This is a genomic window from Micromonospora sp. NPDC002389 (genome assembly GCF_040296095.1).
Classification (GTDB): domain Bacteria; phylum Actinomycetota; class Actinomycetes; order Mycobacteriales; family Micromonosporaceae; genus Micromonospora.
Map to the genome: position 1 here is coordinate 376,148 of NZ_JBEOWP010000003.1, position 24,952 is coordinate 401,099.

The 24,952-nt window shown below is 73.9% G+C and carries 24 protein-coding genes; 7 read left to right on the plus strand and 17 right to left on the minus strand.

Annotated elements, in window-relative coordinates; translation table 11 throughout:
* Positions 1 to 134: 134 nt before the first annotated feature.
* The 3 genes from ABT008_RS07880 to ABT008_RS07890 all read left to right on the plus strand — a co-directional run bounded on the left by ABT008_RS07880 (position 135) and on the right by ABT008_RS07890 (position 1,620).
* The gene (locus ABT008_RS07880) at positions 135 to 599 is read left to right on the plus strand and encodes an STAS domain-containing protein (protein ID WP_350694612.1); all 465 of its coding nucleotides are present in this window, start codon (positions 135 to 137) and stop codon (positions 597 to 599) included.
* A 44-nt stretch (positions 600 to 643) separates the two neighbouring features.
* On the plus strand, positions 644 to 913 hold the full coding sequence (locus ABT008_RS07885) for a GlsB/YeaQ/YmgE family stress response membrane protein (protein WP_131053910.1): 270 nt from the start codon (positions 644 to 646) through the stop codon (positions 911 to 913).
* Between the two features lie 86 nt (positions 914 to 999).
* Complete coding sequence (locus ABT008_RS07890) at positions 1,000 to 1,620, plus strand: STAS domain-containing protein (RefSeq protein ID WP_350694614.1); 621 nt, start codon at positions 1,000 to 1,002, stop codon at positions 1,618 to 1,620.
* An 84-nt stretch (positions 1,621 to 1,704) separates the two neighbouring features.
* Here the strand turns inward: ABT008_RS07890 and ABT008_RS07895 are convergent, their stop codons facing one another.
* The 17 genes from ABT008_RS07895 to ABT008_RS07975 form a co-directional block, all read right to left on the minus strand.
* The gene (locus ABT008_RS07895; RefSeq protein ID WP_350694615.1) at positions 1,705 to 2,211 is read right to left on the minus strand and encodes a hypothetical protein; all 507 of its coding nucleotides are present in this window, start codon (positions 2,209 to 2,211) and stop codon (positions 1,705 to 1,707) included.
* A 147-nt stretch (positions 2,212 to 2,358) separates the two neighbouring features.
* On the minus strand, positions 2,359 to 3,630 hold the full coding sequence (locus tag ABT008_RS07900; RefSeq protein ID WP_350694617.1) for a cytochrome P450: 1,272 nt from the start codon (positions 3,628 to 3,630) through the stop codon (positions 2,359 to 2,361).
* A 5-nt stretch (positions 3,631 to 3,635) separates the two neighbouring features.
* On the minus strand, positions 3,636 to 5,189 hold the full coding sequence (locus tag ABT008_RS07905) for an AMP-binding protein (RefSeq protein ID WP_350694619.1): 1,554 nt from the start codon (positions 5,187 to 5,189) through the stop codon (positions 3,636 to 3,638).
* 15 nt (positions 5,190 to 5,204) lie between these two features.
* Positions 5,205 to 5,939: a class II aldolase/adducin family protein gene (locus ABT008_RS07910; protein ID WP_117227770.1), complete on the minus strand. Its 735-nt coding sequence runs from the start codon at positions 5,937 to 5,939 to the stop codon at positions 5,205 to 5,207.
* Complete coding sequence (locus ABT008_RS07915; RefSeq protein WP_350694621.1) at positions 5,936 to 6,637, minus strand: 2-hydroxychromene-2-carboxylate isomerase; 702 nt, start codon at positions 6,635 to 6,637, stop codon at positions 5,936 to 5,938. Before ABT008_RS07915 ends, ABT008_RS07910 begins: the two co-directional genes overlap by 4 nt.
* Positions 6,634 to 7,572, minus strand: a complete 939-nt coding sequence (locus ABT008_RS07920) for a thioesterase family protein (RefSeq protein WP_350694622.1) — start codon at positions 7,570 to 7,572, stop codon at positions 6,634 to 6,636. Before ABT008_RS07920 ends, ABT008_RS07915 begins: the two co-directional genes overlap by 4 nt.
* A 17-nt stretch (positions 7,573 to 7,589) precedes the next feature.
* On the minus strand, positions 7,590 to 8,375 hold the full coding sequence (locus tag ABT008_RS07925) for an alpha/beta fold hydrolase (protein WP_350694623.1): 786 nt from the start codon (positions 8,373 to 8,375) through the stop codon (positions 7,590 to 7,592).
* Positions 8,372 to 9,313 (minus strand): beta-ketoacyl synthase N-terminal-like domain-containing protein, encoded by a 942-nt coding sequence (locus ABT008_RS07930; RefSeq protein ID WP_350694625.1) that lies wholly within the window; start codon positions 9,311 to 9,313, stop codon positions 8,372 to 8,374. Before ABT008_RS07930 ends, ABT008_RS07925 begins: the two co-directional genes overlap by 4 nt.
* Entirely contained in the window at positions 9,310 to 10,425 is a 1,116-nt protein-coding gene (locus ABT008_RS07935; protein WP_350694627.1) for a beta-ketoacyl synthase N-terminal-like domain-containing protein, read from the minus strand. Before ABT008_RS07935 ends, ABT008_RS07930 begins: the two co-directional genes overlap by 4 nt.
* A complete protein-coding gene (locus ABT008_RS07940; RefSeq protein ID WP_350694629.1) occupies positions 10,403 to 11,545 on the minus strand; it encodes a beta-ketoacyl synthase N-terminal-like domain-containing protein in 1,143 nt (380 codons plus the stop codon). The genes ABT008_RS07935 and ABT008_RS07940 overlap by 23 nt, the downstream gene beginning before the upstream one ends.
* A complete protein-coding gene (locus tag ABT008_RS07945) occupies positions 11,542 to 12,747 on the minus strand; it encodes a beta-ketoacyl-[acyl-carrier-protein] synthase family protein (protein ID WP_350694631.1) in 1,206 nt (401 codons plus the stop codon). The genes ABT008_RS07940 and ABT008_RS07945 overlap by 4 nt, the downstream gene beginning before the upstream one ends.
* A 2-nt stretch (positions 12,748 to 12,749) precedes the next feature.
* A complete protein-coding gene (locus ABT008_RS07950) occupies positions 12,750 to 13,004 on the minus strand; it encodes an acyl carrier protein (protein ID WP_117227778.1) in 255 nt (84 codons plus the stop codon).
* Between the two features lie 6 nt (positions 13,005 to 13,010).
* Positions 13,011 to 14,066, minus strand: a complete 1,056-nt coding sequence (locus ABT008_RS07955; protein WP_350694633.1) for a 3-hydroxyacyl-ACP dehydratase FabZ family protein — start codon at positions 14,064 to 14,066, stop codon at positions 13,011 to 13,013.
* Positions 14,063 to 14,803, minus strand: a complete 741-nt coding sequence (gene fabG, locus ABT008_RS07960; protein WP_350694635.1) for a 3-oxoacyl-[acyl-carrier-protein] reductase — start codon at positions 14,801 to 14,803, stop codon at positions 14,063 to 14,065. Before fabG ends, ABT008_RS07955 begins: the two co-directional genes overlap by 4 nt.
* A gap of 107 nt (positions 14,804 to 14,910) precedes the next feature.
* Positions 14,911 to 16,149, minus strand: coding sequence for a CaiB/BaiF CoA transferase family protein (locus ABT008_RS07965; RefSeq protein WP_350694636.1), 1,239 nt, complete (start codon positions 16,147 to 16,149; stop codon positions 14,911 to 14,913).
* Entirely contained in the window at positions 16,146 to 17,297 is a 1,152-nt protein-coding gene (locus ABT008_RS07970; RefSeq protein ID WP_350694637.1) for a steroid 3-ketoacyl-CoA thiolase, read from the minus strand. The genes ABT008_RS07965 and ABT008_RS07970 overlap by 4 nt, the downstream gene beginning before the upstream one ends.
* Positions 17,298 to 17,302: 5 nt before the next feature.
* Complete coding sequence (locus tag ABT008_RS07975) at positions 17,303 to 17,497, minus strand: ferredoxin (protein ID WP_350694639.1); 195 nt, start codon at positions 17,495 to 17,497, stop codon at positions 17,303 to 17,305.
* A gap of 170 nt (positions 17,498 to 17,667) precedes the next feature.
* Between ABT008_RS07975 and ABT008_RS07980 the strand changes: the two genes are divergently transcribed.
* From ABT008_RS07980 to ABT008_RS07995, 4 genes are read left to right on the plus strand one after another with little or no spacing between them, the layout of a single operon-like run.
* Positions 17,668 to 19,263 (plus strand): (2,3-dihydroxybenzoyl)adenylate synthase, encoded by a 1,596-nt coding sequence (locus ABT008_RS07980; RefSeq protein WP_350694640.1) that lies wholly within the window; start codon positions 17,668 to 17,670, stop codon positions 19,261 to 19,263.
* Entirely contained in the window at positions 19,260 to 20,648 is a 1,389-nt protein-coding gene (locus ABT008_RS07985; RefSeq protein ID WP_350694641.1) for an NAD(P)/FAD-dependent oxidoreductase, read from the plus strand. Before ABT008_RS07980 ends, ABT008_RS07985 begins: the two co-directional genes overlap by 4 nt.
* 60 nt (positions 20,649 to 20,708) lie before the next feature.
* Complete coding sequence (locus ABT008_RS07990) at positions 20,709 to 20,939, plus strand: acyl carrier protein (RefSeq protein WP_350694643.1); 231 nt, start codon at positions 20,709 to 20,711, stop codon at positions 20,937 to 20,939.
* Positions 20,940 to 20,966: 27 nt separating this feature from the next.
* A complete protein-coding gene (locus ABT008_RS07995) occupies positions 20,967 to 24,923 on the plus strand; it encodes a non-ribosomal peptide synthetase (protein WP_350694644.1) in 3,957 nt (1,318 codons plus the stop codon).
* Positions 24,924 to 24,952 lie beyond the last annotated feature (29 nt).

The window sequence follows — 24,952 nt, forward strand, 5'->3', positions numbered from 1 at the left end:
CCTGGCCGGGCGGCCAACCGCCACCGACCTGCGGGGCTTTTGTCACGCAACTGTCATACGTCCGCGCGGTGCCCGCCAAGCCCGCTGGGCAGGGTGAGAACCGGCCTCGGGTTACCAGGAAGGGGGCCCTCGACGTGACCACGCCACGACGCCCCGAATGCGCGGTGCCGCTGGTCGAGGTGTCCATCACCGAGTTCGACCTGGCCTGCCTGCCGGAGACCGGCGCGGTCTTCGACCAGTTACTGGCCCTGCGGCCCCAGCAGGTCGTGATCGACCTGGCCGGCTGCCGGCACATCGACGCGGCCGCCATCGGCCTGCTGCTCGACGTGCACCGACGGATGGTGCGCCTCGGTGGGGTGCTGGCGGTCCGTAACCCCAACCCCCGTATCACCCGCATCCTGCGGACCGCCCGGCTGGACCAGATCCTGCCGGTGCACGGCGCGGCCGGGACCGCGCCGGAGCCGGGCGGCGACGCCGGGACACCGACCGGCACCACACCGGCCGCACCCGGTGTGGTGCCGCCCCGGCAGCCCGCGTCGCCGGAGGTCACACCACAGCCGGCCGGGTACGGCCGGGCGGCCGTGACCGTACGCACCTGACCCACCGTCGCCGACGCACCGACATCGCGAGTACGAGGAGCAGCATGACCATCGCCGGGATCGCCGCGGCCCTAGTCGTCGGTCTCGCCGTCGGTGCCGTGGGCCGGCTCGTCGTCCCCGGCCGTCCCGCCGTGCCGCTGTGGCTCACGATGACCATCGGCGCGGTCATCGCACTGCTCGGCGCGATCAGTGCCTGGCTCGCCGGCCTCCGCGGATTCAGCCTGTTGGGGCTGGTCGCGCAGGCCGGTCTCGCCGCGGTCGGCGTGGTGATCGTGGTCGCCACCGCCGGCAAGGAACGTTCCGACTCCCTCTGAGAAGTCCGTACGGCGGCGGCGCACCGCACCGACGCCCCCGAGTCCGTGTCCCGGCCGCACGGCTGCGGCACCGGAGAGGAAGCCGAATGACCGTCGTACCGGACGACAACCTGATGACCCTGATCTGCGACGTCTGCGGTGACACCACCACCGGCACCGCGTGTGTGCTGCCCGACGCGGAGGTGGTCTGGACGCTGGTGTCGGATCACGGGTGGAGCGGTTCCCCGTTCGCCACCGGTCCGCACCGCTGCCCCCGGTGCAGTGCCCTGCCGGCCGGCCCGGCCCCGCGCGCCGACGGTACGCCGATCGGCGTCGGCGGTGCCGACGACGCGCCCGTGGTCGCCGTGGGCGGCGAGGCCGTGGCCGGTCCCGAGGACGCGTTGCGCGTCGCGCTGCGGCAGGCGGTCGACGTGCACGGGACGGTCGTGGTGAACCTGGACGGCGTCCACGTCATCGACTCCGCCGGACTCGGCCTGCTGGTGCGGGCCCATCGGGAGGTACGCGAGCGGGGCGGACGGCTGTGCCTGGCCGCGCCGTCGCGGTTCATCCGCACGGTGCTGCACACCATGAAGCTCGACGGGGTGTTCCCGATCTTCGAGAGCCTCGACGAGGCCGTGGCGCAGTTGCGGCAGGCCGCCCTGGCGACGGCGGAGGTCGACGCCGAGGTGGTGGCGGAGCGCAGTCCCGCCGGTCACGTCACGGTCTGATCCCGCGCAGCCGGCACGATTTGCCCGAGGCGACGCCCCACGTCCACCGGTGGCCCGTCTCGCGGCCACCGGTGGACGGACGTGTCAGGAGGCGGCGGAGAACCCGCCCCGGCGGCGCAGCCGGCCGATCCAGCCCTGTGCGGTGTGCCGGGGCACGCCGTAGTGCTCGGCCACCGCGGTGACCGTGCCGGTGCGGTTGAAGACCTCGACGACGTCCTCCGGCATGCGCCGGTAGACCCGCCCCTTCGGCACCGCCGCCTCGGTCCGGCGTCGCGTCGTGCCGGAGCCGGCGCGGTTGGCGCCGGAGCGCACGGACCGGTTGCCGGTGGCCGGGGTGAAGGACTGCTCGGTGGCGGAGACCTCGGTGGGCGACTCGACGACGGAGGCGGGAGTCACCGGCGCGCCGCCGGCCGGGAACAGCGCGCGTAGTAAGAGATTCAGGTCGAACGAGGGAAGCGTCGGTGCCGAGATGCCGCTGCCGGCGCGCATCACGAGTTCGACCACGCGCGGCGTGGAATCGTCGATGTCGACACAGATAACGGTTTCCGTGTCGGCACCCTCGGCCCGGATCGTGATTGTGTAGTCACTCATCGCCACCCTCCGCTGTTCGTCACATCACACTGCACACTCCGGCAGTGTGGTGGTTGAACGCTTCACACCAGATTAGCGGATTGAGCGGCCTACTCACAGAAGCGACCCGGCATATGACGATATCACCGTCGGTAGTTAACAACCGCTTCACGCTCCGTCAGGCCCGGCGGAGCCGTCCGGAATGAAGCGTCCGGGCAATGACTTGAGGCCGTTAACGAAGTTGCTTTCCAGCCGGACGGCGGGTCCGGTCACCTCGAAGCGGGCCAGGTGCGGCACCAGTTCCCGCAGCATCGCCTGCGCCTCCAGCCGGGCCAGATGCGCGCCCAGACAGAAATGCGGGCCCATGCCGAACGACAGGTGTGGGTTGGGATTCCGGTCCAACCGCAGGGCGTCCGGGTCGTCGAAGACGGCACCGTCGCGGTTGGCCGAGACGTACCAGAGCACGACCTTGTCGCCCTCGGCGACGGCCTGACCGCACAACTCGGTGTCCTCAGTGGCGGTACGCCGGAACTGCATGATCGGCGTGACCCACCGCAACAACTCCTCCGTCGCCGCCGGCAACAACGACATGTCCCGCGCCAGCCGGTCCCGCTGCGCCGGCTCGGCCAGCAGTGCCGACACACCACCGGAGATGAGGTGTCGGGTCGTCTCGTTGCCGGCGACCACGAGCAGCAGCCAGAAGCTACAGAACTCACGGTCGGTCAGCCGTCGACCGTCCACCTCGCTGGTCGCCAGCAGCGTCATCAGGTCGTCCTTGGGCGACCGACGCCGTTCACCGGCCACCGCGAGGGCGTACTGGAACGCCTCGACGAAGGTGGTGCGGTACGCCTCCACGTCGCCGCCGCCGTACTCCGGGTCGTCGAAGCCGACCAGGTTGTTGCTCCACCGGTAGAGCAGGTGCCGGTCCTCGCGTGGCAGGCCGAGCAGGTCGGCGAGGACCAGCAGGGGCAGTTCGGCGGCGAGATCGGCGACCACGTCGCACTCGTCCGCAGCGATCGCTCGCCGCACCAGGTCGTGGGCGTGGGCGGCGACGCTGTCGTGCAGCGCCCGCACCGCCCGTGGAGTGAACACCGAGGTGACCAGCCGGCGGATCCGCGAGTGCTGCGGCGCGTCCATGTTGACCAGAAGCTGGCGGGCCTGCTCCAGGTCGGCGGCGGTACGCGGGTCGGGCAGGAACGCCCCCCTGCGCCCGGAGGAGAACAGCTCCGGCTGCCGGGACGCGGCGACCACCGCCTCGTGACTGGTGGCCGCCCAGAAGCCCGATCCCTGGCTGAGCATCCGGCCGCCGCCGCCCCGCCGCCACAGCGCCGGCTCGGGCACCCAGGACACCGGCTCCTCGCGGCGCATCCGGGCGAACTCGACGTGCGGCACCCCGGCGCCGTACGTGGCCGGGTGCGCCACGTCCGGACGCTGCGTCACCGGGCTCACGAGCGTCCCGCCGTGGTCTGCGGACGCAGCAGCTCACGCAGCACGTCGTGGCGGAGCTTGCCGGTGCCGTCACGCGGCAGCTCGGCGACGAACCGCCATCGGCGGGGCACCTTGAAACCGGCCAGCGAACGGCGGCAGAACGCCTCCAGCACCTGGGGGGCGGCGGCCGGGTCGAGCCGGTGCGGATCGAGTTCGACCACGGCCACCACCCGCTCGCCGTACTCGTCGTCGGGTTCCCCGGTCACCGCCGCGTCCCGGACCGCCGGGTGTTCCTGGAGCACCGCCTGGACCTCGGCCGGGTAGATGTTCACCCCACCGGAGATGATCAGGTCACGGGCCCGCCCGGTCAGATAGAGGTAGCCCTCCTCGTCCAGGTGGCCGGTCTCGCCGTAGGTGAAGACGCCGGGACGCAGATGCGCGTCGCGGGTCTTCTCCGGGGCGTTGTGGTATTCGAACGTCTTCCCGGCCCGGCGGACGAAGACCCGCCCCGGGCGACCGGGCGGCAGCACCGCGCCGTCCGGGTCGAGGATGACCACCTCGTTGGGGGGCACCGCCCGACCGACACTGCCCGGCCGACGCAGCCACTCCTCGGCACCGATCAGCGTGACCACCCCCGCCTCGGTCGCCGCGTAGTACTCGACCACCACCGGCCCCCACCACCCGATCATCTGTCGTTTCACCTCGACCGGGCAGGGTCCGCCGCCGTGCCACACCACCCGCAGGCTGCCGACGTCGGCGGCGGCCCGGACCGCGTCGTCCAGCCGCAGCAGGCGGACGAACTGGGTCGGCACCAGATGGCAGGCGGTGATCCGGTGCGCGGCCACCGCGGCCAGGAACGCCTGCGGGTCGAAGCGCTCGTGCAGCACCAGCCGACTGCCGCGCAGCAGCGGCAGCAGCGCGAAGAACAGTTGCGCGGAGTGATACCACGGACCGACCAGCAGCACCGCGCCGCGCGCCGGCACGTGCAGGGCGTGCCCGGCGTACGCCAGCAGCCGCTCCACCCGCCCGAACGGCGCCTCGGCGCGGAACAGTCCGTTGCGGACCCCCTTGGGCGCACCCGTGGTGCCCGAGGTGTAGAGCATGGTGGAGCCGCAGACCTGCTCCGGCGGCTCGTCGGCGGGCAGACTCGCCAGCCGTGGCTCGACCGCGACCGCGTCGCCGACGTCGTGCTCCCCCGTCACGAGCTGCCGTACCCGCACGGCGGCGGTCCGCACCGCCTGGTCCACCACGGACGCGTAGGCCGGCTCGGTCAGCACCAGGCGGCTCTCCGAGTCCGCCAGCAGGTACGCGATCTCCGGCGCGGTCAGGTGCCAGTTGACCGGCACCACCGTCACCCCGGTGTGCAGGGCGGCCAGCAGCGCCTCGAACGTCTCCCGCCGGTTGCCGCAGACCACCGCCATGGTGTCGCCGACCCGCAGCCCCTCGGCGCGCAGCAGCCGGATCCACCGGTTGACCCGGGCGTCCAGGTCGGTCCAGTCCAGCTCGCCGTCGGCGTCGGTCAGTGCCGGCTCGCCGGTGGCCCCGGCCAGGTCCCTCAGCAGTACGGCCATCGCGTTCCCTCCGGCTCAGTCCAGCAGGTCCGGCTGGGCCCGCACGATGTCGGCGTACAGCGGCCGGAAGTTCAGCCGGGCGATCCCCGGGGTGCCGATGACGCGCCGGGTCTCGGCGGCCTCGTCCGGGCCGATCAGGATCGGCCGGCCCGCCGCCTCGGCCAGCAACTGCACCTGGGCGCTGCGGTCCATGGCGATGAACCACCAGGCCGCCTCCGCCACCGAGCCGCCGACGGTCAGCAGCCCGTGGTTGCGCAGCACCACCGCCTTGGTGTCGCCGAGGGCGTCGGCGATCCGCTTGCCCTCCTCGTCGGCGAGCACCACGCCGGTGTAGTCGGCGAACACGGTGTGGTCCTGATAGAAGGCGCAGGCGTCCTGGGTGATCGGGTCCAGCGGCCGACCCAGCGCCGACCAGGCCCGCCCGTGGGTGGAGTGGGTGTGCGCGGCGGCGACCACGTCGGGACGCGCGGCGTGCACGTGCGAGTGGATGACGTACCCGGCCGGGTTGATCCGTCCGGTGCCCTCCAGCACCTCCCCGCCCGCGTCCACCAGCAGCAGGTCGCTGACCCGCACGTGTCCGAAGTGCATCCCGAACGGGTTGATCCAGAACCGGTCCGGGTCCTCCGGGTCGCGGGCCGTCACGTGGCCCCCGGCGCCCTCGTCGAACCCGTAGCGGGCGAAGAGTCGGCAGGTAGCCGCCAGTTGCCGCTGCCGACGCAGACGTTCCTCGGCCGGCGTACGTCCGGTCATCCGCAGCCTCCCGCGGTGTCGGTGTCGAAGGCGGCACCGGCGAGCACCGCCGCCGGGACGGCGGGACTCGGGTCCGCCGTGGGCGTGCTCTCCGGTCGCCACGCGGCCAGGAAGTGGTCCACCCGGTCCAGACCCCAGAAGCGGTGCCGACCGAAGCGCAGGTACGGGATGCCGAAGATGTCGTCGTCGTACGCGGCGGCCAGGCAGTCGACCCCCTCCGCGCGCAGCGTCTCGTCCTGCGGGGCGCTCTGTGCGGCCACCGGGTCGACGCCCGCCTCGGCGGCGGCCCGGGCGACGACCTCCGGGGTGCAGATGTCCTCGCCCCGCTCCCAGCGGGCCGCCACCAGCGCGTCGTAGAAGGGCACCGCCCGACCGGCCCGGCGGGCCAGCAGCCAGGCCAGGTGCGGCAGGTCCCACCACGGGTCCACGTCGATCGGCCAGGCCATCGGCAGCCCGGCCCGCTGTGCCAGCCGCTTGGTGTCCACCAGCAGGTAGCGGTGCTTGGCCCGGCTCATCTGCACGTAGTGCAGCTCGGCGCCCCGCTCGGCCAGTGCCGCGTTGGTCTTCTCGTCCGGGTCCCAGTACGGGAACCAGTCGACCTGCTCGAACAGGTCCGGCACCTCGGCACGCAGCCGGTGCACCGCCAGCCAGCTGTACGGGCTGCGGAAGGAGAAGTACAGCCGGGGCCGCCGCTTCACGCCACACCGCCGGCCAGCGCGCGCAGCACCTCGTCGTCGAACTCGGCCAGCTCGCCGGCGTTCGGGCCGGCGCTGATCGCGTACCCGTGCAGGATGCTCGCGGTCGCGGTGTGCACCAGCCGCTCGCCGCGCCGGACGTAGCAGTCCATCCGCGCGTCGAACATGACCCCGCGCAGCACGTCGGTGACGGTGAGGACGGTGTGCACGTCCTCCTCCATCCGGGCCGCCTCGACCATCCGGACCCGGGCCCGGGAGACCACCGGGATCCAGGAGCGCTCGCGGACCAGCCGGCCGACCGAGATGCCTCGGGCGGCCAGGAAGCGGTCCACCACCTCCTCCAGCGCCCGGACGTAGCCGGAGTGCTGCACCCGGTCGGAGAAGTGGCAGTAGAAGTAGGGCGCCCGCCAGCTCCACAGGAACGACCGGGACCCGACCGGGGTGAGCACGTCGGCGACCGTCTCGCCGGGACGGATCGGCCGGTGGTCGGGGCGGGTCACCGTCGCGGCGGCGCCGAGGGTGGGCACCACCAGTTCCGCCAGGTGCGCGGGGGCGGGCGCGGAGGTGGTGGCGGCGGGCTCGACGACCAGCGCCACCCGGACCTTGCCGCGCAGCACCACCTGCTCGCGGTCGTCGCGGAACACCGTCATCCGCACCGCCAGTCGATCGGCGGACTCGCCGGTGACCTCCACCCGGACCTCGTCGTCGACCTCCAGCACCGCCGGCAACTGCACCGAGCAGTCGACGATCTCGACACCCAGACCGTGCTCATGGAACAGGTCGCGGGCACCGGGGCCACGGTCCCGCAGCCACTGCAGCACCGCCTCCTCGACGAGATAGATGAAGTGCTTGAAACCGATCCAGGTGCGGATGTTGGCCCCCTCGTACCGGGGCCGCCCGACCAGGACGGTCAGCGGGGCGGTGGGCGCACTGGTCATGGTGGCTGCTCCTGTCGTCAGGGACGTACCGTCACCCGGTTCGCCTCACCGACGAACCGGGCGGCCTGATCCGCGACCTCGTCGGCGTGGCGGACGTGGCAGAAGTGGTCGTAGTGCTCGTGCACCAGCAGGGTGGCCCGGGGCATGTCCCGGCCCAGCGTGGCGGCGGCGGCCGGGGACAGGGTCGGGTCGGCCCCGCCGGCGAGGATCAACGTCGGGATGTCCACCGTGGTCAGCGCCAACCCGCCGCTGCTGACGAACTGGTCGAAGACGGTGAGGAAGCCGGCCGGACCGATCCGGTCGATGGCCTTGGCGAACATCGCGTCGAGCAACGCGGCGTCCAGCTTGCGCAGTCGCGCCCCGACACGCAGCCGCAGCCCGTCGCGGACGTGCCGGTCGAAGGTACGCCGGGCCCGGTCGAAGACCTGCCAGGTGATCGGCTGCTCGGGCGGGCAGTACAGCGGGCAGATCAGCACCGTCGCGCGGGCCGCCGGCTGGCCGCCGGCCAGCAGCTCCAGCGTCGCGTTCGCGCCGAAGGAGTGCGCGACGATGGTGTCCGCCGGGCGGGGCAGCCCGGCCAGCCCGGCGGCCAGCCACTGCGCCGGGCTGCCCTGGCGACGCCACCGGTAGTCGTTACCGGCCCGCCACGGCAGGTCCAGGGCGACCACGTGCCAGCGGGGGTCGAAGGCCCGGGCCAGCGGCCGCCACGACTCCCAGGAGTCCTCCAGGCCGTGGGCGAGGACCACCAGGTCTCCCCCGGGCGCACCGGGGGTCAGCTCGTGTCGCGTCGGGGCCGGGATCATCGGCCGGCTCCGGGGGCGGCGTCGAGGAGCAGTTCGCGTACGCCGTCGGTGTCGTCGCCGCAGGCGACCGTGACCGGGCCGGGCGCTCCGGCGTCCAGCAGCGTCGCGGCCAGCGCCAGGTTCACCACGCCGGCCGCGCCGTAGCAGTCCCCCCAGCGGGCCGCCGGGTCGAAGCCACCCGGCCCGATCCGGCGGTACGCGGCCCGCCCGTCGGACGGCCCGAGCACGGGTCCCGTGCCGGGTACGGCGGTGGTGGTGAGCACCAGGCAGGCGGCACCGGCGCGCAGCGGGAAAGCCGGGCGACCCGCCTGGTGCAGTTCAGTGGCCACCTCGTCGGCCGGTTCGGCACCTACCACCAGCACCCGATCGGCCCGTCCGGCGCGCAGCAGCAGCATCGCCGCGCGGACCGCGTCCAGGCCGGCGGTGGCGCCGGAACAGACCATCAGGTTGGCTGCGCCGAAACCGAACCAGAGCGCCACGGTGCTGGCCACCACGTTGCTCGACGCGTTCGGGGCGGCCAGCGGGCTGACCGCGCGACCGCCCTCGGCGTGCACGGTGCGGGCCAGGTCGGCGACGGTGGCGACGTTGCCGAGGTTGCCGGCGACCACCACCGCGGTCCGGGGGTCGACGCCGTCGGGCGGGTGGCGGCCGGGCGGCAGGCCGAGCGCGCGGTGCACCGCGCAGAGCGCGAGCCGGGTGGCGGGTTCCTTGTAGAGCAGGCCCTTGCGGCCGAGGACCTGGTGGGCGCGGTCGGCGGGCACCGCGTCGGCCAGGGTGGCGGTCAGCCGCGACGCCGACGTGTCGGACCACGCGGCCAGGTCGGCGGCGAGACCGTCCGCCTCGGGCAGGTGCAGGCTCCACCCGGCCACCCGCACCGTCACCGAGGCGGTGGTGCCGGTGGACCGGGTCGGGCCGGGGGCGATCAGTGGGCTGGTCACGGGGCCTCCACCAGGGTGACGGCGTTGACGCCGCCGAAGCCGAACGCGTCGGACTGGACCAGCCGGGCCGGGTGCCCGGTCGCCTCGGTGGGAAACCGCAGACCGGCACCCTCCGGCAGCGGACGGCGCAACCCCACCACCGGCGGCACCCGGCCCTGGCTCAGGCAGCGGCGCGCCACGTCGAGGTTGACCAACGCGGCGGCCCCGGAGGTGTGTCCGGTGGCGCCCTTCACGGCGGTCACCAGCGGGTCCGCGCCGCCGCTCACCAGCACCTGCCGGAGCGCCTCGCACTCGGCCGGGTCGTTGAGGGCGGTGCCGGTGCCGTGCGCCACGACCAGGTCGACCTCGGCCGGTTCCCGGCCGGCGCGGGCCAGCGCGTCCCGCATGGCGCGGGTGATCCCGGCCACCGACGGGGCGGTCTCGTGGTGGGCGTCGCAGGACAGGCCGGTGGCCACCACCCGGGCCAGCGCGGGTCGGGTGTCGTCGTCGGGCACCAGCACGGCTGCGGCGGCACCGTCGCCGAGCAGTACGCCCTGCCGGTCGGCGTCGAAGGGCCGTACCGTCTCGGTGGGGTGGTCGACGACGCGGCCGATCATCGCCAGCATCGACTCGGTGGTCGCGTCGACGCCGCAGACCAGCACCGCGTCGGCGTCGCCGAGCATGAGCAGGTCCTCGGCGAGGGCCAGGACGTGCCCACCGGCGCTGCACGCGTTGCTGACGGTCACCACCTCCCGCAGGCCGGGCACGGCCGCGTGCACCGCGTCGCCGAAGTGCAGCCGGTGGGCGGCGAACGCGTCACCGCCGGTGGCGTACGCCTCCACCGCGGCCAGTTCCCGCAGGCCGGTGCCGACCAGGGCGACCACGCGTCGGCGTCGGGGGTCCAGCGCACCAGCGGCGACCGCGCGGGCGGCGCACTCGGCCACCCAGCGGCTGGCCGCGAAGGCCCGGTCCGCGCCGTCGTCGATATGGTAGCCGTGGGCGACGTTGAGGGCGGTCGGTGCGCCGTGTCTCAGCGGGCCGATCCCGCTGGCCCCGGCCAGCAGGCCGGCGAAGGTCCGGTCCCCGTCGCCGAGGCAGGTGCGTAGCTCGCTAGCGGTCAGACGCGCCGGCACCCGGCCACCCCCTGACGATGGCGGCAGCGGTGCCGCCGTCCGGGCTGCGCGAGGTGATCAGCGCCAGGCGCGGCGTGTCGCCGGCCGGTGCGGTGGCGAGGAAGGTGGCCAGCGCGAGCCCACCGGTGGCCGCGTCGCAGCGCCCGAAGAGGCGGCTGGACCGGATCCGGGTCGGCACCCGGCCGAGCGCCGCGCAGGCCGGGTCGAACTCGGCGGTGTCGTCCTCGGCGGTCTCGCCGGTCAGGACGTAGTCCACCTCGGCCGGGTCGACGCCGGCGCGGCGGACCGCCCGGGAGACGCATCCGGTCAACGCCCGGTCGGCGGCCGGGCCGCCACCCGGGCCGTACGCGGTGGCCAGCGCGAGCACCTCGGCCTCCCGGCGCACGCCGGCCCAGGCGGGCTGTTCGGCGCGGGTGAGCACGAAGACCACGGCGGCCTCCCCGGTCGGCACCGGCTGCTCGGGGTGCCCGGTCAGCCAGGTGGTCCAGGCCCGGTGCGGGCTGAACTCCTCCACCGCGCCGACCAGCATCGCGTCGACGTAACCTCGGGCGATGGCGTTGCTGCCGTAACGCAGCGCGTCGAGGAAGGCCAGCGAGCCGGTCGCCACCGTGGCGTTGACCCCGCGCAGGCCGTGCCGGATGGCGGCCTGACCGGCCGCGCAGTTCATCACGGTGTTGGGGAACAGCACCGGGTTGACCAGATACGGCTTCTCCTGGACCAGCGTCTCCCGGGTGTAGTCGCTGGTGGAGCGGAAGCTGCCCAGCGAGGTGCCGAGCACCAGGCCGAGCCGGGCGCGGTTGGTGTCGTCCAGTTCCACGCCCGCGTCGCGAAGCGCGTCGCCGCACGCCACCACGGACAGCGCGGTGGCCCGGTCGTAGAAGCTGGTGCCCTTGCGGCCCAGGTGGTCGCGGACGTTGAAGTCGACCAGCGCGTGTCCGTTCGGGGTGGGCAACGGCTCGTCGCTCAGCGTGGTCACGTCGACCGGTTCGGCCCGGGGTGGCTCGCCCGGTACGCCGGCCGGGACACCCGCCGCGACGGCGGCCAGGCGTTCGGCCAGCGCGGTACGGCCCACCCCGGCCGGGCTGACCGCACTCCATCCGGTGATCACGACCCCGCTCATTCGACGGCTCCGATCAGGACGATGGCGTTGTTGCCGCCGAAGGCGAACCCGTTGTTCTGCACCACCCGGACACCGGCCTGCCGGGCGGTGTTCGGCACCGGGTCCAGCCCGGCCAGGGCCGGGTCCGGATTGGCCCAGTTGATCGTGGGCGGCAGGAAACCGTGCGCGATGGCGAGAGTCCCGGCGATCGCCCCGAAGCCGCTCGCCGCGCCCATGGTGTGCCCGATCATCGACTTGATCGAGCTGACCGGGGGCACCCGGTCACCGAAGACGTCGAAGATGGCCTGGGCCTCCACCGAGTCGTTGGCCGGGGTGCCGGTGCCGTGGGCGCAGATGTAGTCCACGTCGGCCGGCTTGACCGAGGCGTTGCGGTGGGCCGCGCGCATGCAGGCCGCGATGCTGCCCCGGTCCGGTGCGACGGGGTGGTTGGCGTCGCAGTTGACGCCGTACCCGAGGACCTCGGCATAGATCCGTGCGCCCCGGGCACGGGCGTGGTCGAGGGTCTCCAGCATCAGGATCGCCCCGCCCTCGCCGGTGAGGATGCCGGAACGGTCCCGGTCGAAGGGCGAACAGGCGTCGGCGGTGAGCGCCCCCAGGCGGTAGAAGCCGGCGTGCGCCCAGCGGCAGACCGAGTCGGCGCCACCGGCGAACATCACCTCCGCCTCACCGGTGGCCAGCATGTCGTACGCGTAGCCGATCGCGTAGTTGCTGGCCGAGCAGGCGGTGGCCAGGGTCAGCGACTCCCCCGCCAGATCCAGTTCGGTGCTCACCGCGTGTGCGAGCCGACCCGCCGGCACCTGCCGCAGCAGGTCCGGGTCCATGCCCTCGAAGCCGGACTCGACCTGTTGGGCGGTCACCGCCTCGACCACCACCGACTCGCCGCTGGTGGTGCCGACCACCACCCCGGCCCGCTCCGGCGCGACCGCCGCCGGGTCCAGACCGGAGTCGGCCAGGGCCAGGCGTGCGGCGGCGGCCGCGAACTGCGCGGACCGCCCCCAACGCGCCACGTCGATCCGGTTCAGCAGCGCCTCCGGGCGGAACCCGGGTACCTCACCGGCGTTGCGGTGGGGGAAACCGCTGGCGTCGAAGCTGCGGATCGGCGAGATGCCGGATCGGCCTTCACGCAGGCCGTCGGTGAACGCGGAGACGCCGATCCCGATGCTGGACACCGGGCCGAGCCCGGTCACCACGACCCGGTTCATGCTCAGGCCTGGTCGGCTGAGTGACGCACCACCGCGTCGTAGACCGCTTTGAGGTTGTTGAGCTGCGGCAACTCCGACTGCGGAATCTCGATCTTGAACTTCTTGTCGATCCGCGCCAGGATCTCGATCGCCCGCAGCGAGTCGGCCTCGTAGTCCTCGGCGAAGTCGCCGGTCTCGGTGAGCTCCTCCGGCTCGAGCTCCAGCACCTCCGCCACGATCTCGCGGAGTTCGGCCATGCGGGGGTCGGTCTGCGTCATGACAGGTCAGCCTTTCCAGCGGAGGTTTGACGAAGCCGGCGGCACCCCGGGCCGGGAGGACTCCCGTCCGGTGGGGACGCCGACGGTTCCCGAGGTGGCGGTCTCGGCGCCGGCCGTGGCCGTGAGCGCCGTACGCGGGCGTCGGGCCGCCATCAGCGTCCCGACGCGGGCGATGCGGCGGTCGCCGACGTACGTCTCGCCGGTGGCGAAGGCGGTGTCGGCGATCACCCGTTCCAGGTGGACCACGTGACGCAGCACGTCGCCCGGGTAGGCGACGCCGTCGAAGGTGAAGTCGCGCGCCCCGACGAACATCAACACGTGCTCGTCGCCGACCGGGGTGTTCGACCCGGTGAGCCAGAGCAGGGCGGCGGTCTGCCCGAGCGACTCCACCAGCAGCGACGCCGGGTAGGCGTAGTCGCCGGGCGGCGCGTCGTCGGTCAGCGCCCGGTAGCAGGGCTCGGTGGCGGTGACCGTCTTGACCGCCTCGATCCGGTCCCCGGGGGCGAGCCCCAGCACCCGGTCGACCAGCAGCAGCGGGTACCGCTGCGGCAGGAGTGCCCGGACCTGGTGGTGCCCGAGCCCTCCCCCGCTGACGGTGGGCGAGCCCGACGGGTCTGGCCCGGTCGGCTCGACCAGGTCGCCGCCGTCGAAGCGGGCGCGCATCGTCACGGTCACGGTGCCGTCGTCCCGGCGGCCGGAGGCGGTCACCGCCCACCGGTCCGGCCCGTCGGCGACGGCCTTGATGTCCAGGGTCAACCGGTCCGGTGGCAGCAGCGGCGCCAGGAACCGCACGGCCTCGACCGCGCGCGTCCGCAGGCGGGGCCGACCGGCGCCACGCAACGCGATGTCGACCGCCTGCGCGAGGGCCTCGAGGACGAACACGCCGGGGAAGACCGGGAAGCCGGGGAAGTGACCGCACAGGTTCGGGTCGTCCGGGCGGACCGGCACCGCGGCGATCACCTCGACGTGCTCGCCGACGGCGGTGACCTGGAGGTCGTCGACGGCGGCCAGCGGCGCGGCGCCGGGCGGGCAGCGGCGGGTGGTGACGGTCGGGGCGCTCACAACGTGATCCCCCCGTCGACCTGGAACACCTGGCCGGTGATGTACCCGGCGCGCGGCGAGCAGAGGAACTCGACCAGGTCGGCGACGTCCTCGGCGCGGCCGAAGCGGCGCAGGGCGATCTGGCCGAGGGCCTGTTCGCGCAGCTTGCCGGAGAGCGCGTCGGTCATGTCGGTCTCGATGAAGCCGGGGGCGACCACGTTGACCCGGATGTCGTACCGGGCCACCTCCTTGGCCAGCGAGCGGCTCAGCCCGATGATCCCGGCCTTGCTGGCGGCGTACGCGGTCTGGCCGGTGTTGCCGTACACGCCGGCCACCGACGACATGTTGACCACCACGCCGGCCCGACGCTTCATGAAGCGGAAGGTCATCGCGCGGCAGAAGTTCCAGGTGCCGGTGAGGTTGGTCGAGATCACCGCCGACCAGTCCTCCTCCTTGGAGAGCACCAGCGGGCTGTCCCGGGTGATGCCGGCGTTGTTGACCAGACAGTCGATCGGCCCGAGCGCGTCCTCGGCTGCGCCGACGAACGCCTCCACCGCGGCCAGGTCGGTCACGTCGCAGGGCGCGAAGTGCACCGGCACCCCGAACGCCGCGACCTCGGCCCGGGTCTTGGCCGCCGCCTCGCTGGCGGTGCTGTAGCAACCGGCCACCGCGTAGCCCTGTTCGGCGAGCCGCAGCGCCGTCGCGCGCCCGATTCCCCGCGAGACGCCGGTCACCAGAGCTCGAAGCTGAGTGGTCAAGCCAACCTCCCCTGTCGGACGACTGCCGACCGAACGCGATACAACACTCCACTGACGCGTATGTTGTATCTGTTCCGCGCCAACATACTGACCCACCGGCGACGGGCTCAGCAAGTGGTGTCGTATGTTTTTTTTGCCACCTCGACGGGCACCAGACCGAGCTCGTCGAGCACCTGCGCGGTGTGCTGCCCGGGGGCCGGCGCACCGTGTCGCACCCGGGTCGGAGTGCGGGAGAACTTCGCCGCCGGACCGACGATCGGAGCGGTGCTGCCGTCGCTGAGCACGGTGGGTTGCAACATCGCCCGCTGTGCCAGGTACGGATCGGCGGCCACCTCGGCCACGGTGCGGACCCGGGAGACGGTCAGACCCCGCCCGACCAGCTCGGCGACCACGGCGTCCGCTGGCCGTCCCCGGCACCACCCGGCCACCACGGCGTCCACCTCGACCCGGTTGACCAGCCGGTCGGCCGCGCGCCCGAAGCCGGGGGCACGGGCCAGCTCCGGGCGGTCCATCGCCTCGGCCAGGTCCCGCCAGTGCCGGTCCAGCGCGACGGCGAGATAGATCTGCCCGTCGGCGCAGTCGTAGACGTTGGACGGCACCACGAAGTCGGTCTGGTTGCCCCACCTGTCGGGTGGACGCCCGGCGGCGGCGAGGGTGTGCAGGCCGGCGCTGCCGGCGAGCATGGCGTCGAACATCGCCACGTCCACGTGCTGCCCCTCACCGGTGCGCGCCCGGTGCCAGAGGGCCGCCAGCGCGCCGATCGCCCCGTGCAGGCCGGCCAGCTCGTCGGCGAGGAACGTCGGCGCCCGGACCGGACCGGCGTCGGGTGGCCCGTTGAGCGCCATCCACCCGCTGGCCGCCTGCACGATCGGGTCGTAGGCCGCCTCGGTACGCCGGTCGCCGTACTGGCCCCAGCCGGAGATCGAGACGAAGACCAGGTCGGGGCGGACCGCCCGGCACTGCGCCCAGCCCACCCCCCATCCATCCAGCGTGCCGGGGCGGTAGTTCTCCACCACCACGTCGGCGGTGCTGACCAGCCGCAGGAAGGTCTCCCGGCCGGCCGTCTCGCGCAGGTCGAGCCCGGCGCTGCGTTTGTTGCGGTTGACCGTCTGCCGGAACCAGGACAGCCCGGTGCCGGGAATCCGGGGCGGCACCTCGCCGTCGCGCCCGTGCGGCAGCTCCACCCGGATCACGTCGGCGCCCATGTCGGCGAGAATCGCGCTGGTCAGCGGGCCGGACCAGACCTTCGTCACGTCCAGCACCCGGATCCCGTCCAGCGGTCCGGCGAGGTCGTCGCGGGCCTCGCGATAGAAGTCCCCGGCGTCGTGCCCGTGCACCGCGCTCACATCCGTTGCAGGATCGAGGCGGTGCCCAGCGCGCCACCGCAGCACATGGTGACCAGGGCGAGTTCCCGGTCGGTGCGTTCCAGCTCGTGCAGCGCGCTGACCAGCAGCCGGGTGCCGGAGGCGCCCAGCGGGTGGCCCAGCGCGATCGCGCCGCCGTTGACGTTGACCCGCTCCGGGTCGGCGTCGTGTGCCGCCGTCCAGCCGAGCACCACCGCCGCGAACGCCTCGTTGACCTCGGCGACGTCGATGTCGGACAGTCGCATCTTGGCCCGGTCGAGGATCTTGCGGGTGGCCACCACCGGCCCCTCCAGCAGCAGGGCCGGATCGGAGCCGGTGACCACCTGGTGCAACAGGCGGGCCCGCGGTCGCAACCCGAGCGCGGCGGCCCGCTCGGCCGACATCCAGAGGATCGCCGCCGCGCCGTCGGAGATCTGCGAGGTGGTGCCCGCGGTGTGCACGCCGCCCTCGACGGTGGGCTTGAGCGCGGCCAATCCGTCCGGGGTGCTCTCGCGCAGGCCCTGGTCCCGGGTCACCTCGACGGTGTCGCCGTCGGGGCCGGGGGCGCGGACCGGGACCACCTCGGCGTCGAAGCGTCCCTGCGCCCAGGCCGCCGCCGCGCGCCGTTGCGACCGCAGCCCGTACGCGTCGGCGGCGGCCCGGTCGACGCCGTACTTGGCGGCGATCCGCTCCGCGCCGCCGAACTGCGCCTTGGGCGGGTCGTCCCACGGGTAGTCGTCGGTCTTGTAGTGGCCGGGGCCCTGATAGAGGTTGGTGCCCACCGGCACCCGGGTCATCGACTCCACCCCGCAGGCGATCCCCACGTCGATCGCCCCGGCGGTGATCAGCGCGGAGACCAGGTGGTTGGCCTGCTGCGCCGAGCCGCAGGACACGTCCACGGTGGTGCAGGCGACCTCCGGGTCCAGCCCGGTGCTCAGCCAGGCGTTGCGGGTCACGTTGAGACTCTGCTCGCCGACCTGGGTGACGCAACCGCCGATGATCTGGTCCACCGCCGAAGCCGGCAGGTCGACCCGGTCGAGCACCTCCCGCTGCACGGTACGCAGCAGCTCGACCGCCTTGAGCCCGCGCAGCCATCCGTCCCGCCGACCGATCGGGGTACGCGCCGCCGCGACGATCACCGCCTCCGCCACGGCGCTCACTCCCCCCGCAACGACAGGGCGAGTTTCGGGCAGCCGCGTACCGCAGTCTCGACCTGCGGCAACTGCTCCGCCGACGGCTGCTCGACCAGCACGTACATCAGGTCGTCGTCCCGGATCTCGAACACCTCCGGGGCGCTGTCGGCGCAGACCCCGTGGCTGTCACAGCGGTCGTAGTCCACGACTATCCACATCGTCTTCTCCCACGCTTCGGGTTGGCCGGGGCACGCCCACGATAGATGACGCATGTAGGATTCGCCGACCAGAAACAACAGACACTTGCGCGAGAGAAGAAACGTCGCATAGCGTCGGGCGGTCCGCTGCGGCGGGTAGCTTCCCCGATGGCACGTCCTGGAGGCCGAGCATGCTGACCGGATGCGTCCCCTGGCCCGACGAGTTCGCCAAGCGCTACCGCCGCGACGGTATCTGGCGCGGCGAAGTGCTGGGTGACCTGCTGCGACCCTGGGCCGCACGGGACCCGGACCGGATCGCGGTGGTGACCCGGCACGGCCGGCACACGTACCGCGAACTGGACACCCGGGCCGATCGGCTGGCCGCCGGGCTGGTCGCGCTCGGCGTCGGGCCGGGTGACCGGGTGGTCGTGCAACTGCCGAACACCCCCGACTTCGTAGTGACGTGTGTGGCGCTTTTCCGACTCGGCGCGCTGCCGGTGCTGGCGCTGCCCGCGCACCGCCGGGCCGAGCTGGTCTATCTCGCCGAGTATTCCGACGCGGTCGCGCTGGTGGTGCCCGACGTGGTGGCCGGCACCGACCACCGGGACCTGGCCCGCGCGGTACGCCAGGCGGTGCCCTCGGTCCGGCACGTGCTGGTGGCCGGCGAGCCGCAGGAGTTGACCGCGCTGCGCGACGTCGACGCCGAGCCGGTGGACCTGCCCGCCCCCGGCCCGTCGGAGGTGGCGTTCTTCCTCCTCTCCGGCGGCACCACCGGCCTGCCCAAGCTGATCCCGCGCACCCACGACGACTACGCGTTCCAACTGCGCGCCACCGCCGAGGCGATGGGCTTCGACGAGCAAGGCGCGTACCTGGCCGCGCTGCCGGTGGCGCACAACGCCGCGCTCGGCTGCCCCGGGGTGCTGGGGGCGCTGCGGGCCGGCGGTCGCGCCGTGCTCGCCGCCAGCCCGGCCCCGGACGAGGTGTTCCCGCTGGTCGCGGCCGAGCAGGTCACGCTGACCACGCTGATGCCGGCGCTGCTGCCGGTCTGGACCGAGACCGCCGGCATCTTCGGCGCCGACCTGTCGAAGCTGGTCATCGAGGTGGGTGGCGCCACGCTCAGCCCTGAGGTGGCCCGCACGGTGCGCCCGGCCACCGGCGCCACGCTCACCCACTGGTTCGGGATGGCCGAGGGGGTGCTCTGCTTCACCCGCCCGGACGAGGGCGACGAGGCCGCCGCCACCAGCCAGGGCACCCCGCTGAGCCCCGCCGATGAGCTGCGCGTGGTGGACGACGCCGACCGCGACGTGCCCGACGGCGAGGTCGGCGAACTGCTCGCCCGGGGGCCGTGCACGCTGCGCGGCTACTACGCGGTGCCCGAGCACAACCGCACGGTCTTCACCGCCGACGGGTTCCTGCGCACCGGAGACCTGGTCCGCCGCGACGCCGCCGGGCGGCTGGTGGTGACCGGTCGGATCAAGGACGTGGTGAACCGGGGCGGCGAGAAGATCTCCGTCGACGAGGTCGAGGCCCACCTGATCGCACACCCGGCGGTGCGGACCGCCGCCGTGGTGCCGGTGCCGGACGCCCGCCTCGGCGAGAAGACCTGCGCGGTGATCGTCGCCCGGGACACCCCGCCCGACCTCGGGGACCTGCACGACTTCCTGCGCGAGCGCGGACTGGCCGACTTCAAGCTGCCCGACCGGCTGCACGTCGCGCCCGCGCTGCCGTACACGCCGGTCGGCAAGATCGACCGGCGGGCGCTGGCCCGCGAGGTGGCGGCGGCGTGACCCGCCCACCGCCCCTCGCCGGCACCACCGAGCGGGTGCTCTGGCTCGACGGGCTGCCCGCCGACCAGCTCGCCCCCCGCCCGCCGCTGGACGGCGACACCACCGCCGACGTGGCCATCGTCGGCGCCGGGTACACCGGCCTGTGGACCGCGTACTACCTCAGCGTGCACCGCCCCGAGCTGTCCATCGTGGTCGTCGACGCGGGGCGGGCCGGGTTCGGGGCATCCGGACGCAACGGGGGCTGGTGCACCGCCGAGATGCCGGCGCTGCTGCCCGGTCTGATCCGCCGACACGGACCGATGGCCGCGATGCGGCTGTACCGGGCCGGTCAACGCACCCTCGACGAGCTGCGCCGGGTGTTCGCCGCCGAGGACATCGACGCGCACTGGCGGCACGACGGCTCGCTCTACGTCGCCCGCAGCGCACCGCAGGTCGACCGGCTGCGCGGCTGGCAGGAGGTGCGGGACAAGCTCGGCATCACCGGCCTCACGCTCACCGTCGGGCCGTCGGCCGCCGCGCAGATCGGACTGACCGGGGTACGCGCCACCGCGTACACGCCGCACTGCGCCGCCGTGCAGCCGGCCCGCATCGCGCGCGGCCTGCTCGCCGCCGTCGAACGTCGCGGGGTCCGCGTCGCCGAGCGGACCCGGGCCCTGCGGATCGCCCCGGGTCTGCTGGTCACCGACTCCGGCACGGTGCGCGCCCGGTCGGTGCTCTGCGCCACCGAGGGCTACACCGGTCGGCTGCCCGGCCACGCCCGCCGGGTGCTGCCGCTGCACTCGTACGTGCTGGCCACCGAGCCGCTCGACGACGCGACCTGGCAGCGGCTGGGCCTGACCGACCACCGGACCGTCGCCGACGGCCGCTACCAGTTCGGCTACCTGCAACGCACCCTCGACGACCGGCTGGTGCTCGGCGGGCGTGGCGCCTACTACCGGTTCGGCTCGGCCACCGACCGTGGCCGCACCGCCGACCGTCGGGCGCACGACCGGCTGCGCCGCACCCTGGCCGAGCTGCTGCCCGACCTCGCCGACGTGCCGGTGTCGCACCGCTGGAGCGGGGTGTACGGGCTGCATCGGCACACCGAGCCCGAGGTGGTCTACGACCGGGACACCGGGCTCGGACACGCGGGCGGCTACGGCGGCGAGGGCATCGCGCTGAGCAACCTGGCCGCCCGGTCGCTGGCCGCGCTGGTGGCCGGGGTCAGTCGCCCGGAGACCCGACTCTGCTGGGTGGACAACGCGTCCCGCCGGTGGGAGCCGGAACCGTTGCGGTTCATCGGCGTGCGGGGCGTGAGCGCGGTCGCCACCGGAGCCGACCACTACGAGCACCGTATCGACCGGACGGCGCCCCTGGCCCGGCTCGCGCTACGCGCCATCGTGTGAGCCCCCGACCAGCGGTGCCTCCGACCAGCGGTGCCTCCGACCAGCGATGAGGAGCCTGGCATGGACGACCTGCAGAGAATGCGCAAGGTCTGGGAGTTCATCTTCCAGCAGTCGGTCACCGACGACGCCGACTTCTTCACCGATCTCGACGGCGACTCGATGGCCGCCGCCGCCCTCGTGCACCACGTGGCCGAGGAGTTCGGTGTCTCGCTGCCCCTGTTCGAGGTCTTCGACCGCCCGACGCCCGCGGAACTGCTCGCGGCCGTACGGGAACAGCTCACGGTCGGCTGACCGCCGGCCACCCCAGCGAGGAGCACGATGGACCAGCTCACGGCAACCGGGTTCGGACTCAGCGACCTCCAGCAGGCGTACCTGATCGGCGAGCTGGGTGACTTCCAGCTCGGCGGCCCCGCGCTGTTCTACGAGGAGTACGCCGCACCTCCCTTCGACACCGACGCGTTCGCCACGGCCGTGCACGCCCTGGTCCGCCGGCATCCCATGCTGCGCTGCGCGGTCGGCGAGGACGGCCAGGTGCGGATCCTGGACGACCCGCCGTCCCCGCTGTCGGTCCGGTCGCTGCGCGGTGAACCCGCCCACCGCCGCGCCGAACTGCTGGCCGCCGGCCGCCGGGAACTCTCCGGCGACGGACCGCCGCTGACCGGACCGGCGGCCTTCCGGATGCTCGTCTGGTGCGACGACGGGGAGTACCTGGTCCAGATGGCCGGGCGCCTGGTCGTCTTCGACGGCCAGTCCGGCGAGGTCTTCGCCCAGGAGTTGCGCACCCTGCTCGCCGGTGGGGACCTCGCGCCGCTGGACTTCACCTACGAGCGGTACCGCCGGGAGCTGGACCAACGGCGGGACGGCCCGGAGTACGCGGCGGCCCGCCGGTACTGGACCGACCGGCTCGACGACCTGCCCGGTGCGCCGGAGCTGCCGCTGCGCCGGGGTGGACGGCACGACGGCCCGCTCATCCGGCGCGTCTTCACGCTGCCGGTCGCGGTGACCGACGCGTTCTCCGCCGCGCTGCGCCGCCGTCGGCTCACCCCGACGATGGCGGTGGCCGCCGCGTTCGCCCGGGTGCTGCGGCACTGGAGCCGCCAGGAGCGGTTCACCGTCAATATCATGTACGGCGAGCGGCTCAACCTGCACCCGGACGTGTCCCAGTTGATCGGCAGCTTCGCCAGCACCCTGCTGCTGGAGTGCTCACCGGCCGGCGGGGAGAGCGACTTCGCCGCCGACGCCGCCGCGTTGCGGGGCCGGATGCTGCGCGACATGGCGCACGGCGCATTCAGTGGGGTGTCGGTGATCCGGGAGCTGAACCGCCGCTCCGGGACGGTCTCCGGTGCCCGGATGCCGGTGGTGTTCACCAGCATGCTCGGGCTCGGCTCCGACACCGATCCGGTCTTCCTGGAGCTGCTCGGTTGGCAGCGCCGCGAGTCGCTGGTCCGCACCCCGCAGGTCGCCTTCGACCACCAGGTGTTCATGCGTAACGGCGAGATGGTGTTCAGTTGGGACACCGCCGACGGGCTCTACCCGCCCGGCATGGTCGACGAGATGTTCGCCGCGTACCGGGCTCTGCTGGTCGACCTGGCCGGCGACGACGCGGCCTGGTCGACGGCGCGGGGCGACCGGCTCACCCCGGCGCGGCAGCTCGCGGTCCGGGCGCAGGTCAACGACACCGCCGAAGAGGTGGCCGCGCAGACCCTGCACGGCGGCTTCCTGGCCCAGGCCCGCCGCACCCCGGACTCCGACGCGGTGGTCACCTCCGCGGGCACCGTGACATACCGGGAGCTGCGGGCCCGGGCGGGTGCGGTGGCCGCCGCGCTGCGGGCCGCCGGGCGTGGCCCGGGTGACCTGGTGGCGGTCGTCGCCGACCGGGGCGTGGGCCAGATCGCCGCGCTGCTCGGGGTGCTGATGACCGGCGCGGCCTACGTGCCGGTGGCGCCGTCGTGGCCGCTGCCGCGCCGCGCGCAGATCCTCGCCGGGGCGGGCGTGGCCGGGGTACTCGGCGACACCGACGACGATCTCGACGGGGCCCCCGCCGACGCGCTCCGGTGGCGGTTGGCCGACCTGCCACCGGGCGACCTGTCCGACGCCGAGGTCGCCGACGACCCGGAGGCGCTGGCGTACGTGATCTTCACCTCCGGCACCACCGGTACGCCGAAGGGCGTGATGATCCGTCACCAGAGCGCGGCCAACACCATCGTGGACGTGAACACCCGCTTCGGTGTCGGGGCCGCCGACCGGGTGCTGGCCGTCTCGGAGTTCACCTTCGACCTGTCCGTGTACGACGTCTTCGGCCTGCTCGCCGTCGGTGGCGCCGTGGTCGTCCCCGATCCGGGCCAGGCCCGCGAGGTGGTGCACCTGCACGAGCTGGCCGTCCGGGCGGGCGTGACGGTGTGGAACTCGGTGCCGGCCTACCTCGCGATGTTCGTCGACTACGTCCGGGCCGCAGCGGACCGGGAGCGCCCGGAGGCGCTGCGGACGGCGATGGTCAGCGGCGACTGGGTGCCGTTGTCGCTCGGCCGCGAGCTGGCCGAGATCGCCCCGAGGGCCCGGTGTGTGGCGCTCGGCGGGGCCACCGAGGCGTCGATCTGGTCGAACTGGTTCGACGTGCCCGCCCGGGTGCCCCCGGAGTGGACCAGCGTCCCGTACGGCTGGCCGCTGCGGAACCAGCGCTTCCACGTCCTGGACTCCCGGCTCGCCCACCGGCCCGACTGGGTGCCCGGGGACCTGTACATCGCCGGACGCGGGCTGGCCGACGGCTACCTGCACGCGCCGGAGCTGACCGCCGCCGCGTTCGTCACCCACCCGGTCACCGGCGAGCGGCTCTACCGCACCGGCGACCTGGGCCGGTACCGCCCGGACGGGGTGATCGAGTTCCTCGGCCGCGACGACCCGCAGGTGAAGATCAACGGCTTCCGGGTGGAGCTGGGCGAGATCGAGGCGGCACTGGTGGCGCAGCCGGGGGTGACCGACGCCGTGGTGGTCGCCCGCCGGGGCGAGCGGGACGCGTCGCTGGTCGCCTTCGTGGCCGCCGAGACGGCGAAGCCGGACCTCGCCGACGAGGTCCGCGCGGCGCTCGGCGCGACGCTGCCCGCCTACCTGGTGCCGCCGGTGATCGAGGTGCGCGAGGCGTTGCCGCTGACCGGCAACGGCAAGGTGGACCGGGCTGCCCTGGTCGCGGACGCGGCCGGGCTGGCACCGAGCGGCGGGCGGTTCCGCGCCCCGCACACCGCCACCCAGCGGCGGCTGGCCACGCTCTGGTCGGACCTGCTCGACCTGCCCTCGGTCGGCGTCGACGACCCGTTCTTCGCCCTCGGCGGCAGCTCGTTGCAGGCGGCACAACTGATGAATCGGGTCGAGCGGGAGTTCGGCAGCCGACTCCCGCTGGCCGCCCTCTACCAGCACCGGACCGTCGCCGAGCTGGCCCGCCTGCTCGACGAACGGGACGGCACCGCCCGGTCCTCGCCGGTGCAGTCGCTGGCCCCCGGCGACGGCACGCCGGTCGTGCTGATCCACCCGGTCGGCGGCGACCTGCTCTGCTACCGCGAGCTGGTCGCGCGGCTGCCGGAGGGCTGGCCGGTGCTGGGGGTCGCGTCGCCCGCGCTGGACGGTACGGCCACCGTGCCGCCGACCCTGACCGAGCTGGCCCGCGTCTACCGGGACGAGCTGACCGCCGCGCTGCCGGCGGACGCCCCGGTACGCCTGGTCGGCTGGTCGCTCGGCGCGGTGCTGGCGTACGAGGTGGGTCGGCAGTTGACCGAGGCGGGCCGCACCTGCACGGCGGTGCTGATCGACCCCTGGGTCGGTCCGCCCGGTGCGCCCGTCGAGCCGAGCGCCGCCGAACTGGTCCGGGCGTTCCTGACCGACGTGACCCGGGGCGAGGTGTCCGACGACGCCTCGGTGGGCCCGGACGCCTCCGGAGTGGAGGCGTTGCGGGCGGCGTGGCCGCAGGTGGCCGCCGCCCGGCCGGCGCTGGCGTCGCTGGGCCTGGACTCGGCCGAGCGGCTGTTCGGGGTCTTCGCCGCGCACACCCGGGCGCTGGTGCGCTACCCGGTCCCGGCGGCGCCCGGCCTCACCGTGCACCTGCTGGAGGCCCGGACCGCGCTGGGCGGCGCGGCCGGTGGCTATCTGGTGCCGCTGGGCGAGCGGCTGCCCGACGGTGCCGTGACGACCCGGCGGCAGGTGCCCGGCGACCACTTCGCGGTGACCGACCCGGACGCGGTGACGCCGACCGCCGCCGCGGTGACCGACGTCCTGACCGCGTCCTGACCGACGGACGCCCGGGGTACGGAATCCGT

What these genes read in the sequence shown, in the direction of transcription:
- ABT008_RS07885 (WP_131053910.1), top strand. Translation starts at nt 644, where the DNA reads ATGACCATCGCCGGGATCGCCGCGGCCCTAGTCGTCGGTCTCGCCGTC.
- ABT008_RS07890 (WP_350694614.1), top strand. Translation starts at nt 1,000, where the DNA reads ATGACCGTCGTACCGGACGACAACCTGATGACCCTGATCTGCGACGTC.
- ABT008_RS07895 (WP_350694615.1), bottom strand. Translation starts at nt 2,211, where the DNA reads ATGAGTGACTACACAATCACGATCCGGGCCGAGGGTGCCGACACGGAA.
- ABT008_RS07905 (WP_350694619.1), bottom strand. Translation starts at nt 5,189, where the DNA reads ATGGCCGTACTGCTGAGGGACCTGGCCGGGGCCACCGGCGAGCCGGCA.
- ABT008_RS07910 (WP_117227770.1), bottom strand. Translation starts at nt 5,939, where the DNA reads ATGACCGGACGTACGCCGGCCGAGGAACGTCTGCGTCGGCAGCGGCAA.
- ABT008_RS07920 (WP_350694622.1), bottom strand. Translation starts at nt 7,572, where the DNA reads ATGACCAGTGCGCCCACCGCCCCGCTGACCGTCCTGGTCGGGCGGCCC.
- ABT008_RS07925 (WP_350694623.1), bottom strand. Translation starts at nt 8,375, where the DNA reads ATGATCCCGGCCCCGACGCGACACGAGCTGACCCCCGGTGCGCCCGGG.
- ABT008_RS07940 (WP_350694629.1), bottom strand. Translation starts at nt 11,545, where the DNA reads ATGAGCGGGGTCGTGATCACCGGATGGAGTGCGGTCAGCCCGGCCGGG.
- ABT008_RS07945 (WP_350694631.1), bottom strand. Translation starts at nt 12,747, where the DNA reads ATGAACCGGGTCGTGGTGACCGGGCTCGGCCCGGTGTCCAGCATCGGG.
- ABT008_RS07950 (WP_117227778.1), bottom strand. Translation starts at nt 13,004, where the DNA reads ATGACGCAGACCGACCCCCGCATGGCCGAACTCCGCGAGATCGTGGCG.
- ABT008_RS07975 (WP_350694639.1), bottom strand. Translation starts at nt 17,497, where the DNA reads ATGTGGATAGTCGTGGACTACGACCGCTGTGACAGCCACGGGGTCTGC.
- ABT008_RS07980 (WP_350694640.1), top strand. Translation starts at nt 17,668, where the DNA reads ATGCTGACCGGATGCGTCCCCTGGCCCGACGAGTTCGCCAAGCGCTAC.
- ABT008_RS07990 (WP_350694643.1), top strand. Translation starts at nt 20,709, where the DNA reads ATGGACGACCTGCAGAGAATGCGCAAGGTCTGGGAGTTCATCTTCCAG.
- ABT008_RS07995 (WP_350694644.1), top strand. Translation starts at nt 20,967, where the DNA reads ATGGACCAGCTCACGGCAACCGGGTTCGGACTCAGCGACCTCCAGCAG.